Origin of the sequence: Guyparkeria sp. SB14A (assembly GCF_005096345.1) — a bacterium.
GTDB lineage: Bacteria > Pseudomonadota > Gammaproteobacteria > Halothiobacillales > Halothiobacillaceae > Guyparkeria > Guyparkeria hydrothermalis.
In genome coordinates this window covers 1-14,389 of sequence record NZ_SWAW01000024.1, presented here as the reverse complement: position 1 = coordinate 14,389, position 14,389 = coordinate 1, and the positions used below count along the sequence as shown (strand labels likewise).

The 14,389-nt window shown below is 67.1% G+C and carries 13 protein-coding genes; 4 read left to right on the top strand and 9 right to left on the bottom strand.

Features of this window, described 5'->3' with window-relative positions:
* Positions 1 to 47 precede the first annotated feature (47 nt).
* The 4 genes from FAZ79_RS09035 to FAZ79_RS09020 all read left to right on the top strand — a co-directional run bounded on the left by FAZ79_RS09035 (position 48) and on the right by FAZ79_RS09020 (position 2,640).
* Positions 48 to 626, top strand: a complete 579-nt coding sequence (locus FAZ79_RS09035) for a septation protein A (protein ID WP_136867646.1) — start codon at positions 48 to 50, stop codon at positions 624 to 626.
* A 54-nt stretch (positions 627 to 680) separates the two neighbouring features.
* Entirely contained in the window at positions 681 to 986 is a 306-nt protein-coding gene (locus FAZ79_RS09030; RefSeq protein WP_136867645.1) for a YciI family protein, read from the top strand.
* A gap of 65 nt (positions 987 to 1,051) precedes the next feature.
* Positions 1,052 to 2,110, top strand: coding sequence for a peptidylprolyl isomerase (locus tag FAZ79_RS09025; protein ID WP_136867644.1), 1,059 nt, complete (start codon positions 1,052 to 1,054; stop codon positions 2,108 to 2,110).
* A 41-nt stretch (positions 2,111 to 2,151) separates the two neighbouring features.
* Positions 2,152 to 2,640 (top strand): cyclic nucleotide-binding domain-containing protein, encoded by a 489-nt coding sequence (locus FAZ79_RS09020; protein WP_136867643.1) that lies wholly within the window; start codon positions 2,152 to 2,154, stop codon positions 2,638 to 2,640.
* Between the two features lie 87 nt (positions 2,641 to 2,727).
* Here FAZ79_RS09020 and FAZ79_RS09015 read toward each other — a convergent pair whose 3' ends face one another.
* The 9 genes from FAZ79_RS09015 to dnaJ form a co-directional block, all read right to left on the bottom strand.
* Complete coding sequence (locus tag FAZ79_RS09015) at positions 2,728 to 3,999, bottom strand: HDOD domain-containing protein (protein WP_136867642.1); 1,272 nt, start codon at positions 3,997 to 3,999, stop codon at positions 2,728 to 2,730.
* A gap of 71 nt (positions 4,000 to 4,070) precedes the next feature.
* Positions 4,071 to 6,203 carry a polyribonucleotide nucleotidyltransferase gene (gene pnp, locus FAZ79_RS09010; protein WP_136867641.1) on the bottom strand — a complete coding sequence of 711 codons (2,133 nt, stop codon included), beginning with the start codon at positions 6,201 to 6,203 and terminating at the stop codon, positions 4,071 to 4,073.
* Between the two features lie 63 nt (positions 6,204 to 6,266).
* On the bottom strand, positions 6,267 to 6,536 hold the full coding sequence (gene rpsO / locus FAZ79_RS09005) for a 30S ribosomal protein S15 (protein ID WP_136867640.1): 270 nt from the start codon (positions 6,534 to 6,536) through the stop codon (positions 6,267 to 6,269).
* 97 nt (positions 6,537 to 6,633) lie between these two features.
* Positions 6,634 to 7,557: a tRNA pseudouridine(55) synthase TruB gene (gene truB, locus FAZ79_RS09000; protein ID WP_136867639.1), complete on the bottom strand. Its 924-nt coding sequence runs from the start codon at positions 7,555 to 7,557 to the stop codon at positions 6,634 to 6,636.
* A 19-nt stretch (positions 7,558 to 7,576) separates the two neighbouring features.
* On the bottom strand, positions 7,577 to 7,996 hold the full coding sequence (gene rbfA, locus FAZ79_RS08995; RefSeq protein WP_136867638.1) for a 30S ribosome-binding factor RbfA: 420 nt from the start codon (positions 7,994 to 7,996) through the stop codon (positions 7,577 to 7,579).
* A 10-nt stretch (positions 7,997 to 8,006) separates the two neighbouring features.
* Positions 8,007 to 10,622, bottom strand: a complete 2,616-nt coding sequence (gene infB / locus FAZ79_RS08990) for a translation initiation factor IF-2 (protein WP_136867637.1) — start codon at positions 10,620 to 10,622, stop codon at positions 8,007 to 8,009.
* A 91-nt stretch (positions 10,623 to 10,713) separates the two neighbouring features.
* On the bottom strand, positions 10,714 to 12,207 hold the full coding sequence (gene nusA, locus FAZ79_RS08985) for a transcription termination factor NusA (protein WP_136867636.1): 1,494 nt from the start codon (positions 12,205 to 12,207) through the stop codon (positions 10,714 to 10,716).
* An 18-nt stretch (positions 12,208 to 12,225) separates the two neighbouring features.
* Positions 12,226 to 12,738, bottom strand: a complete 513-nt coding sequence (gene rimP / locus FAZ79_RS08980; protein WP_231505807.1) for a ribosome maturation factor RimP — start codon at positions 12,736 to 12,738, stop codon at positions 12,226 to 12,228.
* Positions 12,739 to 12,982: 244 nt separating this feature from the next.
* A complete protein-coding gene (gene dnaJ, locus FAZ79_RS08975; protein ID WP_136867635.1) occupies positions 12,983 to 14,137 on the bottom strand; it encodes a molecular chaperone DnaJ in 1,155 nt (384 codons plus the stop codon).
* Positions 14,138 to 14,389 lie beyond the last annotated feature (252 nt).

The window sequence follows — 14,389 nt, the reverse complement described above, 5'->3', positions numbered from 1 at the left end:
TCCTGCCGGCCCCGATACCAGGCCCCTTTTTCGTTACGCGAGACACGATGAAATTCCTGTTCGATTTCTTCCCCATCCTGCTGTTCTTCGGCGCCTATCACCTCGAGGGGATCTACGTGGCCACCGCGGTGGCGATGGTCGCCTCCGTGGTGCAGATCGCCGCCGGCTGGCTGATGTGGCGCAAGGTCGAGCGGATGCACTGGGTGTCCGCGGGACTGATCGTCGTGTTCGGCGGCATGACGCTGATCCTGCAGAACCCGCTGTTCATCATGTGGAAGCCCACCATCCTCAACTGGCTGTTCGCGCTGGTCTTCCTGGGTAGCGCCTTCATCGGCAAGAAGCCGCTGGTCCAGCGGATGATGGAACACATCATCCAGGTACCGCGGGCCATCTGGCATCGTGTCAACTGGGCCTGGGTGGGTTTCTTCGTGTTGTCGGGCGTGGCCAACATCCTGGTCGCCTACCAGTTTTCCGAGGAGTTCTGGGTCAACTTCAAGCTGTTCGGCCTGATGGGCATGACCTTCGTGTTCATGATCCTGCAGGGGCTCTATCTGGGCCTGTACGCCGAACGCCCCGCCGAGGTCGAGGCGGAGACCGGCCCGCCGGACCGAGACGAACGCCCCTGATCGTCACCCCGTGACACCGACCCGACCCGCATCGCAATGGAGGACGCCGCCGCAATGCAATGGTTTATGATCGTGGCCAACGACGTGGCCGACAGCGCCCCGCTGCGGGCCGAGCACCGCGACGCCCACCGGGCGCGCATCGAGTCGATGACCGACGAGGGCCGCATCCTCACTGCCGGCCCCCTGCCGATCGACCCCGCCGACCCGGACCGGGGCCTGTCGGGCAGCCTGATCGTCGCGGCCTTCGAGGACCTCGCGGCCGCCCGCCGCTGGGCCGAGTCCGACCCGTTCGCCGTCGGCGGCGTGTACGCCTCGGTCGACGTGCGCCCCTACAAGCCGATTTTCGCTGCCACCGGCTAGCATCGGACGGCACCGCGCCATCACAACGAAAAACGAACCACACGAAACAACCAAAGGATACGTTCATGGATAGCAAACTGATCGCCGACCGCCTCCCCCATCGTCGTCACCGCCTGGCCATCGCGCTGAGCGCGGGGCTGCTGCTCAGCGCCGGGGCGATGACCGGCTGCAGCGAGGATCGAGCGACGACCGCCGAGAAGACCCCGCTGGGTCAGCAGGCGAGCCCGGGCGGCGCGTACGCCACCATCGAGGACGGCGAGGTGATCGCCCGCATCAACGGCTCGCCGCTCTACCGCGAGAACCTCGAGGTGGTGAAGGAAAACCTCGGCGCCGAGGTGCCCGAGGAGCGCCTGGTCAGCCGCATGGTCGAGCTGCGCCTGCTGGCCGACCGCGCCCGCGAGGAAGGCCTGGACCGCGACCCGCAGACCCAGGCACGCATCCAGAACGCCATCGACAACCAGCTCGCCAACGCCTACCTCGTGAACTACATGACCGAGATGGAGGTGAGCGAGTCCGACGTCGAGGCCGCCTACGACAAGGAAATGGAGGCCCTGGGCAAGGAAACCCAGTACCGCGCCATGCACATCCTGGTCGAGGACGAAGAGACCGCCCGCGACCTGATCGCGCAGCTGGACGACGGCGCCGACTTCGGCGAACTCGCCCAGGAGCATTCCAAGGACACCGGCTCCGGCGAAGCGGGCGGCGACCTGGGCTGGTTCTCGCTCGACCAGATGGTCGAGCCGTTCGCCGATGCCGTTGGCGCCCTGGAACCGGGGCAGCGTGCCGACGAGCCGGTCGAGACCCGTTTCGGCTGGCACATCGTCCAGCTCGAGGAGACCCGGCCGATGCCCAAGCCGACGCTCGAGCAGATGCGCCCGGAACTGGAGGATCGCGCCCGGCGTGACGCCATCAACGGGATGATCGCCGAGTTGCGCGATTCGGCGAATGTCGAGATCCTGACCAGCGACGTACGCTCGATGGTCGAGCGGGACGGTGACGCCGATAGCCAGACAGACAGCCAGGCAAGTAACCAGGCCGACAACGCATCGGGCGAGTCAGCTGAGGCCGGCGACGAGTCCGACATGGGCAGCCTGCCGGCCGAGCCGCTCAAGGCCATGCCCTGAACCGGGCCACGCCCATCCGTCACACGGCAACAGGAAAGACCATGACGAAACAAGTCGTAACCGGTGAGGAGCTCAAGCAGACCGCGCTGGGGCAGGAACTGAGCGACGAGCAGTGCCGCCTGCTCGCGAGCGTGTGCACGCGCCGCGAGGTGAGCAACGGCGAGATCCTGTTCGAGGAAGGCCAGATCAGCGACACGCTGTTCATCGTGATCCAGGGTCGATTCGCGGTCAGCCGCGATACCGGCCGCGGGTTCTCCGACACCCTGCACCTGCTCGAGACCGGGCAACTGGCCGGGGAGTCGGGCTTTCTCGACGGAACCCCGCACAGCGCGACCCTGCGCGCCGTCGGCGATGCCCGAGTGGTCATGCTCGACCGGGCCCACCTCGAGTCGCTGCTGGTCGACCACCCGATCCTCGTCTACAAGGTGATGCGGGCGATCGTGCACAGCGTGCGGGAGATCATCCGACGCATGAACCGTCAGCACAGCGAGCTGCTGAGCTACATCAATCCGAGCATCGGCCGGTTCTGACCCGGTCGGATACCCGGATGCAGAAAAGGGCCGTGATCCCGCGATCACGGCCCTTTTTCTTAGGGGCGGGCGAATGCGGCGCGGTCGTCAGGGCCCGCCGAGCGATGCGCGCAACGCCTCGTCCCAGCGCACCGCGTCGAGGTAGCAGTTGGGGGCCACCTCGTTGAGCGAGGAGACGGCCGTCTCGCCATCGCCCTCAAGCCACTGGCCCTTCTCGTAGAAGCGCACGTACTCGAGCAACTCGCCCAGGCTGCCCTGCCCTTCGAGCAGGGCCTTGGCGATGTCGTCGGTCAGCGGCAACTCCTCGATCAACTGGGCGAGCGGCTGGTTGTAGAAGGCATCGAGATTGGAGAACAACCCGACCAGGAAGGCGGTCGGCGGATTGGCCAGGCGACTCTGTGCCGCCAGCAGCTCGGCGAACCGCGCCCGGATCATGGTGTTGTGGATCAGGGCCGGCGGCTTGCCGTCCACGCCCGTCAGGGCCGACAGGTAGACCAGGCTGCGCACGGCCTTCAGCCCCAGCAACCGCACCGCCTCCTCGACGGAATCCACCTGCCGCCGGAGCCCGATCGCCGCCGAGTTGACCAGCCGCAACAGGCGGTAACTCAGCGCGAGATCGGTATTGATGCGCTCGACGATCTCGCCGAACTCGGCCTCGTCGTCCTGCAACAGGATCAACAGCCCCATCAGGTTGGCCTTGGAGGCGCGCACGGTCGGGCGTGTCACCATCTCCGGGCGAGAGACGAAGTGGCCCTGGAAGAAGTCGACACCCGCGTCACGCAGGCGATCATAGACGTCCCACTCCTCGACCTTCTCGGCGATCACCTTCAGGCCGGCCCGGTGCGCCGCCGGCACGGCGGCGACGATCCGGTCGGTCCCTTCGGCCAGGGTGTCGAACTTGACGTAGTGGCTTTCGGCCACGCAGGGGCGGTCGATCGCCTCGGGCGGAAAGTCGTCCAGCGCGATGCGATAGCCCGCCCTCTTGAGTCGCCTGAGGGACTCGGCGGTCTGCTCGTTGCATTCGACCGTCTCGAGGATCTCGAGCACCACGGACGGGGCGACGATGCCCTCGAGCACGTCGCTGTGCAGGAGCTTGCCGGGCACGTTGATGAACGCCTGCTTGCCGCCGACGAGGCTGTCGAGGCCGATCTCGCTCAGGGCGTTGAGCACCGTCGAGGCGGTGGCCTGGTTGGAATTGCCGATCCGGGCCACCTGGTCGGCGTCCGCGGCACGGTACAGCAGCTCGTAGCCGACGGTATTGAGGTCGGCATCCACGATCGGCTGACGGGCGAGCCGCACGGACTGGACGATCCGTTGGATCGCCTCGTCGTTGCTGGGGTTGTGATCGGCCTGTGCCATGGCGTGTCGAACTCCCGGGTCATCCGGCGTGATGGCCGCCGGTGGCGTGGACCATCATAGCCGCTGGATCCCTAGGCGGAGAAACGCATCGACAGTCGCAGTCGGCCCTGGCGGTCGATCTCGAGGAGCTTGACGTCCACCTCGTCCCCCTCGTTGACCACGTCGGTGACCTTCTCGACCCGGCTGTCGGCCATCTCGGAGATGTGCAGCAGGCCATCCTTGCCCGGGGCGATGTTGACGAAGGCGCCGAAGTCCTTAATGCCGACCACCTTGCCGTGGTAGACCTTGCCCACCTCGAGCTCGGCGGTCAGCTCCTCGACCCGGCGACGCGCCTCCTCGGCCGCTTCACCGTTGGGCGCGGCGATGGTGACGGTCCCATCCTCACCGATGTCGATCTGGCACTCGGTCTCGCGCGTCAGGGACTGGATGGTCGAACCGCCCTTGCCGATCAGGTCACCCTTGCGCTCCGGGTTGATGCGCATGGTGATGAAACGCGGCGCGTGCGAGGAGAGGTCGGTGCGCGCCTCGGCCAGGGCCTCGTTCATGCAACCGAGGATGTGGGTCCGCCCGGCGCGTGCCTCGCGCAGCGCCTCTTCCATGATCTCGCGGTTGATGCCCTCGATCTTGATGTCCATCTGCAGGGCGTTGACGCCGTCGGCGGTGCCGGCGACCTTGAAGTCCATGTCGCCGAGGTGGTCCTCGTCACCGAGGATGTCGGTCAGCACCACGAACTGCTCGCCCTCCTTGATCAGGCCCATCGCGATACCGGCCACCGGGGCCTTCATCGGCACGCCGGCATCCATCATCGCCAGTGAGGCCCCGCAGACCGAGGCCATCGAGGACGAGCCGTTGGACTCGGTGATCTCCGAGACCACGCGAATCGTGTAGGGGAACTCGTCCGCCGGCGGCAGCGCAGCCATCACGCCACGACGCGCCAGGTTGCCGTGACCGATCTCGCGGCGTTTGGGCGCGCCGAACCGACCGGTTTCGCCCACGCAGAACGGCGGGAAGTTGTAATGGAACAGGAACGGTTCCTTGCGCTCGCCGCCGACCGCGTCGATCAGCTGCGCGTCGCGGGCGGTGCCGAGCGTGGTCACCACCATCGCCTGGGTCTCGCCGCGGGTGAACAGCGCCGAGCCGTGGGCGCGCGGCAGGAAGCCGGTGCGGATGCTGATCGGGCGCACCGTGCGCGTATCGCGCCCGTCGATGCGCGGCTTGCCGGCGAGGATGTTGCCGCGCACCACGTCGGACTCGATGCCCTTGACCAGGGCGTCGACCGTCTTCTCGGTGACCGGCGGCTCGGCGGCCTCGTCGACAAAGCGCTCGCGGATCGCGCCGCGCAGCTGGCCGAGGCGGTTGCCGCGCTCGGCCTTGTCGGCGATCTGGTAGGCGGACTCGATCTCGGCACGGAAGGCCGCGTCGATCTGCCCGGCCAGCGCGGAGCTGTCGGCCGGCGGCGTCCACTCGATCGGCGGGCGGGCGGCCTCGGCGGCCAGGGCCTCGATCGCCTTGATGGCCGCCTGCATCTGCTCATGGCCGAACATGACCGCGTCGAGCATGACGTCCTCGGGCAGCTGGTCGGCCTCGGACTCGACCATCAGCACGGCCTTGTCGGTCCCGGCGACCACCAGGTCCAGCCGCGACCCGGTCAGTTGCGCCGGGCTCGGGTTGAGCACGAACTCGCCGTCGATGTGGCCGATGCGCGCCGCACCGATCGGGCCGGCAAACGGCGCACCGGAAAGCGACAGCGCCGCCGAGGCCCCGAGCAGGGCCGGGATCTCGGAGTCGACCTCGGGGTCGAGCGAAAGCACCTGCGCGATCACCTGGGTCTCGTGGGTAAAGCCCTTCGGGAACAGCGGGCGCACGGGGCGGTCGATCAGGCGCGCGACCAGGGTCTCGCCCTCGGTCGAACGGCCCTCGCGGCGGAAGAAGCTGCCCGGTACTCGGCCGGCGGCGTAGAACTTCTCCTGGTACTCGATCGTCAGCGGCAGGAAGTCCTTGCCCGGATCGGCGGTCGGCGCGACCACGGCGGTGACCAGGACCACCGTCTCGCCCATGGTCACCATGACCGCCCCGCTGGCCTGCCGGGCGATTTCGCCGGTCTCCAGGGTGACGGTGTGTTGACCGTACTCGAAGGACTGCTTGCTGACTGCCACGCTTGGCTCCTGACGTATCGAATGTGTTCGTGATGGGGACGGGGCCATTCAGGGCCCCGCAAACAAAAAACCCGCCGGCTTGCGGCGGGTTCCTAGTGTAACGGCAAGCGCTTACTTGCGCAGGCCCAGCTTTTTGATCAGGTCCTGGTAGCGGGTCAAGCTCTTGGACTTGAGATAGTCGAGCATCTTGCGGCGCTGGTTGACCAGCTTGAGCAGGCCACGGCGGGAGTGGTGATCCTGCTTGTGGGTCGCGAAGTGCTCGGTCAGGTGCGTGATCCGCTGGGTCAGCAGCGCGACCTGGACTTCCGGGGAACCGGTGTCGTTCGCGTCTTTGCCGAACTCAGCAACGATCTCGGCGGTGGTCTTTTCGTTCAGGGACATGGGAGTTCTCCTATCTGCCTGGGTGAAGCTTTAAAAGTCCATCGCGGGTCAGTGACGACCGGTCACCGTCCCGCAATGCGTCTGGGCCAAAAGCCCCTTACAACGCCGCGAACAATCGTCGCGGCGCGGTTCGCCCGTCATCCAGCACTTCCCCCATACCCAGGAAGAGGTCGTCGGGTGCGTAGAGTCGAAACCACCCGGTTTGTGGCGCGTTGGGCACAAACACCGGATGACCGTGGCGAATTGGTGTGACGCTGGCCGCATCCAGCACGACGGCCGGATAGGCGCCCAGCGCCGAATCGATCGGGAGGATAACACGATCGAGGGCGTCGAGCCCGCCCTCGGCGACCATCGCCTCGAGCTCCTCGAGCCGGTAGGTCGACTGCTCGTCCATCGACCAGGGGCCCAGTCCGATGCGGCGCAGCTCGGCCACCACCGCGCCGCAGCCGAGCGCCTCGCCGATATCCTCGACCAGCGTGCGGATGTAGGCACCCTTGCTCGAGTGCACCCGCAGGGTGAACTCGGTCGAGGAGAGCGCCTCGAGGGTGACCTCGTGGAAGTCGATCGTGCGCGCCTTGCGCTCGACCGTCTTGCCCTCGCGGGCCAGTTCGTAGAGGCGCTTGCCCTCGTGCTTGAGGGCCGAATACATCGGCGGGACCTGTTCGACGCGGCCACGAAAACGGGCCAGCACGGCCTCCATCGCCTCGGCATCCAGCGGCGGGACCTCGCGGGTCTCGATCACCTCGCCCTCGAGATCGCCGCTGTCGGTACGCGTACCCAGCCGGCCGGTGACCCGGTAGGTCTTGTCGGCGTCCAGCAACAGTCCCGAGATCCGGGTCGCCTGGCCGAAGCAGACCGGCAGCAGGCCACTGGCGGCCGGGTCGAGGCTGCCGGTATGGCCGGCCTTCGCCGCGTTGAACAACCGCCGCACGCGCTGCAGCGCCTGGTTCGAGCTGAGCCCCAGGGGCTTGTCGAACAGGACGATGCCGTTGATTTCGCGACCGCGACGCTTGCGTGCCATGCGAACTGACGCGGCCGGCTCAGTGCCGGCCGTCGGTGTCGATGGGGTCCGACTCGTCGGACGGATCGTCCTCGTCGCCGTCCTGCTCGCGCACCGCCCGGATCAGGGCATCCATCTGCATGCCCTGCTCGATCGAGTTGTCGAAGATGAAGGTCAGCTGCGGGACGATACGCAGGCGCATGCGATGACCCAGCTCGCCGCGCAGGTAACCGGCTGCCTCGTTGAGCCATTGCTCGGCGACCGGCTGCTCGCTGGCATTGAGCACGCTGTAGAAGATGCGGGCATGGGCGAGATCCCGCGAGACCTCGCAGTCCGTGACCGTCAACATGGTCAGCGGCGCGTTCGCCCCGCTGTCCACGCCGGAGTCGCGGATCAGCTCGGCGATCTCGCGCTTGATCTGGCCGGCCACCCGCTGGTGGCGCTGAAAACCCTGTGCCATCGCGTTCGCCTTACAGGGTCCGCTGGACCTCGACGCGCTCGAAGACCTCAATCTGGTCGCCGACCTTGACGTCGTTGTAGTTCTTCACGCCGATACCGCACTCCATACCGGAACGCACTTCCTGGACGTCGTCCTTGAAGCGGCGCAGCGACTCGAGCTCGCCCTCGTAGATGACGACGTTGTCGCGCAGGACGCGGATCGGGTTGTTCCGCTTGACCACGCCCTCGGTGACCATGCAGCCGGCGATCGCGCCCAGCTTCGGCGAACGGAACACGTCGCGCACCTCGGCGAGACCGACGAACTTCTCCTGGGTCTCGGTACCCAGCAGACCGCTCATGGCCGCCTTGACGTCGTCGAGCATCTCGTAGATGACCGAGTAGTAGCGGATCTCGACGTCCTGCTCGCCGGCCGTCTTGCGAGCGGCGGCGTCGGCACGGACGTTGAAGCCGATCACGATCGCGCTCGAGGTCGAGGCGAGGTTGATGTCGGACTCGTTGATGCCACCGACGCCGCTCATCAGCACGTTGACCTTGACCTCGTCGGTCGACAGCTTCTGCAGACTGTCGCGGATGGCTTCCGCCGAGCCCTGCACGTCGGCCTTGACCAGCACGTTGAGCGACTCGACCTCGCCTTCCTTCATCTGCTCGAACAGGTTCTCGAGCTTGGCGGCCTGCTGGGCGGCCAGGCGCGAATCACGCTGCTTGGCCTCGCGGAACTCGGCGATCTCGCGCGCCTTGCGCTCGTCCTCGATCACCACCAGCTCGTCGCCGGCCTCCGGCGTGCCGGACAGGCCCAGCACGACCACGGGGATCGACGGGCCGGCCGACTTGACCTGCTGGCCGTTCTCGTCGAGCAGGGCACGGACCCGGCCGTACTCCTTGCCCACGACAACGGTGTCGCCCTTCTTGAGCGTGCCGCTCTGCACGAGGATGGTCGCGACCGGGCCGCGCCCCTTCTCGAGCGAGGACTCGACCACGGTCCCGATGGCGTGACCCTCGACCGGGGCCTTGAGCTCCTGGAGCTCGGCCTGCAGCAAGATCGCCTCGAGCAGTTGGTCGATGCCTTCGCCGGTGTGCGCGGAGACGTGCACGAACTGGGTGTCGCCACCCCACTCCTCGGAGATCACTTCCTCCTGGGAAAGCTCGGCACGGACGCGCTCGGGGTCGGCGCCGTCCTTGTCGATCTTGTTGACCGCCACGACCATCGGCACGTTGCCGGCCCGGGCGTGGTGGATCGCTTCCTTCGTCTGCGGCATGACGCCGTCATCGGCCGCCACGACCAGCACGACCACGTCGGTCGCGCTCGCCCCACGGGCACGCATGGCGGTGAACGCCTCGTGGCCCGGGGTATCGAGGAAGGTGACGGTGCCGCGCGGCGTATCGACGTGATAGGCCCCCACGTGCTGGGTAATGCCGCCGGCCTCGCCCGCGGTGACCTTGGCGGTACGGATGTAGTCGAGCAGCGAGGTCTTGCCGTGGTCGACGTGGCCCATCACGGTGACCACCGGCGGACGCGGCTTGGCCTCGCCCTGCTCGACCTGCTTGAGCGCCTCGTCCTCGATCGCCGTCTCGGACTCGGCATGCGGCTTGTGGCCCATCTCCTCGACCACCAGGATCGCGGTGTCCTGATCGAGCACCTGGTTGATGGTGGCCATCACGCCCATGTTGAACAGGGTCTTGACCACGTCGACGCCCTTGACGGCCATGCGCTGGGCCAGGTCCTCGACCGAGATCGACTCGGGGACGTTGACGTCGCGGACCACCGGGGCAGTCGGCTTCTCGAAGGTGTGGCGGGTGGCCACGGCGGTCTTGGACGCCGCGCCCTTCTTGCCCTTCTTGCGACGACGACCGGCGCCGGCGCCCAGGTGGAGTTCCTCGCGGGCGTTTTCGCGTGCATGGCGGCCCTTGCCACCGTGCTTGCCACGCTTCGGCTTGCCTTCGTCGGCGGAGACCGGGATGCCCGGCGCCTCTTCCGGCATGGCAACGATGCGCAGGCGGGATTTCTTCTTGCCGTCGTCCTTGTCTTCACCGGCCTCGGCCGCCGCGTCTTCTACCGGGGCACTCTCCTCGGCGGCGGTCTCTTCAACCGGTTCCTCGGCGGGCTGCTCCTCGGCCTCGGCCGCCGGCTCGGCGACCGGCTCGGGCTCGGCCGGCGTCTCGTCGGCTTCGACCGGCTCGGCTGCCTCGGCCTTGGACGTCTCCTCGACGGCCGGGGCTGCCTCGGCAGCCGGCTGCTGCTCTTCAACCGCAGCAGTCGGGGTCACTTCCTCGGCCGGCTGCTCGACCTGCTCGGCCTCTTCGGGCTGCTCGACCTCGTCACGCGGGACGTAGGTCTTGCGGCGACGGTACTCGACCGCGACGGTCTTGCCGCCACGGGCGCCGCCGCCGACCTTGATTTCCTGCTGCGAACGACGCTTGAGCGTGATGCGCGAGGACGGCTTCTTGGCCTCTCCCTCGCCCGACGAGCGCGACTTGCGCAGATGGGCCAGCAGCTTCATCTTGTCGTCGTCACTGACACTGGCATCCACGGAAGACGCCGAAACGCCCGCTTCGGCCAGTTGCTCGAGCAGCCGTTCCGGGGTGGCGCCTACCACTTTTGCCAATTCTTTAACCGTGACCTCGGACATTAACGACTCCTGTGGTCCTACAAACTATCAAACAGTGATTTCACGCCTCGGCACCTGCCGAGGGCGACGGTTCGGGCAATCGCCGACCGATTCAGGCAAACCAGGGTGCGCGTGCGGCCATGATCAGCCGCCCGGCAAGCTCCTCGTCCACGCCTTCGTATTCCGTCAACTCATCAATGGACAGCTCGGCAACGTCTTCCGAGTCCTTGATGTTGTTCTCGCGCAGGTTGGCGGCCAGGTCGGCCGTCATCCCGTCGAGTTCCTCGAGCGCCAGCGCCTCGCCGGCCGACTCGGCCTCCTCCTCGGCGTCGCCGCCACCGGAGATCGCCATGGTCAGCAGGGCGTCGCGGGCACGGTTGCGCAGTTCCTCGACGATGCCCTCGTCGAAGCCCTCGACCTCGAGCAGCTCCTCGGTGGGCACGTAGGCGATTTCCTCGATGGTGGTGAAGCCGGCCTCGACCAACACCTCGCCCACTTCCTGGTCGACGTCCAATGCCTCCATGAACTGCTCGACGATGCGTCGGGTCTCGGTTTCGCCCTTTTCGATCGCCTGCTCTTCGCTCATGACATTGATCTGCCAGCGGGTGAGCTGGCTCGCCAGGCGGACGTTCTGGCCGCCGCGACCGATCGCCTTGGAGAGGTTCTCCTCGCTGACCGCCACGTCCATGCTGCCCGCGTCCTCGTCGACCACGATCGAGACCACCTCGGCCGGCGACATCGCGTTGATGACGAACTGGGCCGGGTTCTCGTCCCAGACGATGATATCAATCCGCTCGCCGGAGAGCTCGTTGGTCACCGACTGGACGCGCGAACCGCGCATGCCGACACAGGTGCCCACCGGGTCGATGCGCGGGTCGTTGGAGAGCACGGCGATCTTGGCGCGCAGGCCCGGGTCGCGGGCCGCGTTGACGATCTCGATCAGCCCCTGGGAGATTTCCGGCACCTCGAGCTTGAACAGCTCGATCAGGAATTCCGGCGCCGTGCGCGAGACGAAGATCTGCGGACCACGCGGCTCGTGGCGCACGTCGGTGACATAGCCACGCAGGCGGTCGCCGGGACGAACCGCCTCTCGGCCGATCATCTCGTCGCGCGGGATCATCGCCTCGGCATTGCCGCCCAGGTCCAGGATGACGTTGCCGCGATCGATGCGCTTGACCAGCCCCATGATCAGGGTGCCCTTGCGATCGATGTAGGCGTCGACGACCTGGCGGCGCTCGGCCTCGCGCACCTTCTGCACGATGACCTGCTTGGCGGCCTGGGCGGCGATGCGCCCGAACTCGGCCGACTCGATCTCTTCCTCGATGTAGTCGCCGAGTTGCACCTCGGGGTCGTCCATCTGGGCGGCCTCGAGGATGATCTCGCGCTCGGGGTGCTCGGAGGTCTCGCCCTCGACCACCAGCCAGCGACGGAAGGTGCGATAGCTGCCGTCTTCCCGGTCGATCTCGACGCGCGTCTCGATGTCACCGCCATGGCGCTTGCGCGCTGCCTGGGCAAGCGCGGCCTCGATCGCCTCGAAGATCACGTCGCGCTCGACGCCCTTCTCGTTGGAAACCGAATCGACGACAAAAAGGATTTCTTTGTTCATGTTGCTAGCCAGATCGCTCTATTTCCGCGCCGTGCGCCGCTTCTTACGCTTGTTGCGGCCACGCTTGCTGTTGTCGGCAAACTCGTAGACCAGATGGGCCTTCTCGGCCTCCTCGAAACGGAAGACCAGCTCGCCCACCTCGTCGACGAGGACGGTGATGTCCTCGCCATCGACGCCCTGAATGACGCCCTCGAACTTCTTCTGCTTCGCCACCGGCTTGTACAGCCGCAGGCGTACGCGGTGCCCGACGAAACGGGCGAAATCCTCGGTGCGGAACATCGGCCGCTCGACGCCCGGCGAGGAAACCTCCAGCCGGTAGGCGCCCGGGAACGGGTCCTCGACATCGAGCACGCCAGCCAGGGCGTGACTCACGTCGGCGCAGTGATCCAGCGTCATGCCGTCCGGGTGGTCGATGTAAACGCGCAGCAGGCCGGACGGGCCGCCGCGGAACTCGCCGCCGACCCACTCGAAACCGAGGTCCTCGACCACCGGTTTGAGCATGTCCTCGATCGCCGCCGGGATTCTCTGCACGTCTAACTGCACCCTCTGCTGGTTGAACCCGTCCTGTTCGCAAGACCGGGAGCCGGGAAAATAAAAAAGCCCCATATGGGGCCCGGCATCACTCTTAAAGCCAATGTTCGCGGGAACCGGAATATAAAGACAACGCCCGGCAAAGTCAATGCGATACCGCGGCCATCCGCCAATCGGTGGCGGGCGGGCCGCCGCGTTCGCCGCCCGTCCGGACGGACCTGGCGAGCGTCGGATTCCGCGACGCTCAGTCGCCGCGCAGGTCGTCGAAGAAGCGCTTGACCGAGTCGAGGAACGAATGCTGGCGCGGGCGGTGCTTCTTGGCCACGCCGTCGCCCTCGCCGCTGCCCAGCGACCGCTCGAACGCCTGGAGGAGCTCGCGCTGCTCGTCGTTGAGCTTGACCGGCGTCTCGACGTGCACGGTCACCAGGAGATCGCCCTGCGTGCCGCCGCGCACCGGGCGCACGCCCTTGCCGCGCAGGCGGAACACCTTGCCGGTCTGCGTCTCGGCCGGGATCTTCAGGCTCACCTTGCCGTCGAGCGTGGGCACCTCGATCTCGCCACCGAGCGCGGCCGTGGTGAAGCTGATCGGCATGTCGCACAGGAGATCCGCGTCGTCGCGCCGGAACAGCGGGTGCGGCTTGATGTCGATCAGGATGTACAGATCCCCCGGCGGGCCGCCCTTCTCGCCCGGCGCCCCCTCGCCGGAATGCCGGATGCGATCGCCGGTATCCACGCCGGCCGGGATCTTGACCGAGAGGGTCTTCTGCGTCTCGATCCGACCCGTGCCGCCACAATCCGTGCAAGGGTCCTCGATCTTCTGCCCCTCGCCGCCGCAGTCGGGGCAAGGCTGCTGGATGGCGAAGAAGCCCTGCTGGATGCGCACCGCGCCCTGGCCGCCGCAGGTGGTACAGGTGGTCTTGCCGGTACCGGGCTTGGCGCCGCTGCCGTCGCAGGTCTCGCAGGGCTCGGTGGTCGGGATGCGGATCTCGACCGTGGTGCCGCGCACGGCCTCCTCGAGCGACAGCTTGAGGTTGTACTGCAGGTCGGCCCCGCGCGAGGCGCCGCCCCGGGCGCGTCCGCCGCCAAAGATGTCGCCGAAGACATCGCCAAAGATGTCGGCGAACCCGGCACCACCGCCGAAGCCGCCGCCACCGAAGCCACCGGCGCCCTGGCCGTCGACCCCGGCATGACCGAACTGGTCGTAGGCCGACCGCTTCTGCGGATCGGAGAGCACCTCGTAGGCCTCCTTGGCCTCCTTGAACAGCGTCTCGGCCTGCTCGTCGCCCGGGTTGCGGTCCGGGTGGTGTTTCATCGCCAGGCGGCGATAGGCCTTCTTCAGTTCGTCGGCCGAGGCATTCTTGCTGACCCCCAGCACCTCGTAGTAGTCACGTTTTGCCATGGTCGATCTCTGCGGCTGATTCGGATCTGGGCCCCCGGGCGCACGCCCACGGGCCGGAATAATGCTGAACGGGCCCCGTTGCCGGACGGCCCGTCCATGGAATGCGGGTGCCACGCCGGGGCGTGACACATCTATGGCCTGCTCCCCGATCGCAAGCCCCCGGTGGGGTGGTGGATAATCAGGTTGCGTCAATCTATTCGGCCTCCTCGTGGAGCGGTTCAGTGCTCCGGGCCTCGATGGAGAAATCCGCGC

Bases quoted from the DNA above. Each gene is read 5' to 3' on its own strand.
- rpsO (WP_136867640.1), bottom strand. From the start codon at position 6,536: ATGTCCCTGAACGAAAAGACCACCGCCGAGATCGTTGCTGAGTTCGGC.
- FAZ79_RS09030 (WP_136867645.1), top strand. From the start codon at position 681: ATGCAATGGTTTATGATCGTGGCCAACGACGTGGCCGACAGCGCCCCG.
- FAZ79_RS09015 (WP_136867642.1), bottom strand. From the start codon at position 3,999: ATGGCACAGGCCGATCACAACCCCAGCAACGACGAGGCGATCCAACGG.
- pnp (WP_136867641.1), bottom strand. From the start codon at position 6,203: ATGGCCCCGTCCCCATCACGAACACATTCGATACGTCAGGAGCCAAGC.
- FAZ79_RS09025 (WP_136867644.1), top strand. From the start codon at position 1,052: ATGGATAGCAAACTGATCGCCGACCGCCTCCCCCATCGTCGTCACCGC.
- FAZ79_RS09020 (WP_136867643.1), top strand. From the start codon at position 2,152: ATGACGAAACAAGTCGTAACCGGTGAGGAGCTCAAGCAGACCGCGCTG.
- truB (WP_136867639.1), bottom strand. From the start codon at position 7,557: ATGGCACGCAAGCGTCGCGGTCGCGAAATCAACGGCATCGTCCTGTTC.
- rbfA (WP_136867638.1), bottom strand. From the start codon at position 7,996: ATGGCACAGGGTTTTCAGCGCCACCAGCGGGTGGCCGGCCAGATCAAG.
- nusA (WP_136867636.1), bottom strand. From the start codon at position 12,207: ATGAACAAAGAAATCCTTTTTGTCGTCGATTCGGTTTCCAACGAGAAG.
- FAZ79_RS09035 (WP_136867646.1), top strand. From the start codon at position 48: ATGAAATTCCTGTTCGATTTCTTCCCCATCCTGCTGTTCTTCGGCGCC.
- dnaJ (WP_136867635.1), bottom strand. From the start codon at position 14,137: ATGGCAAAACGTGACTACTACGAGGTGCTGGGGGTCAGCAAGAATGCC.
- infB (WP_136867637.1), bottom strand. From the start codon at position 10,622: ATGTCCGAGGTCACGGTTAAAGAATTGGCAAAAGTGGTAGGCGCCACC.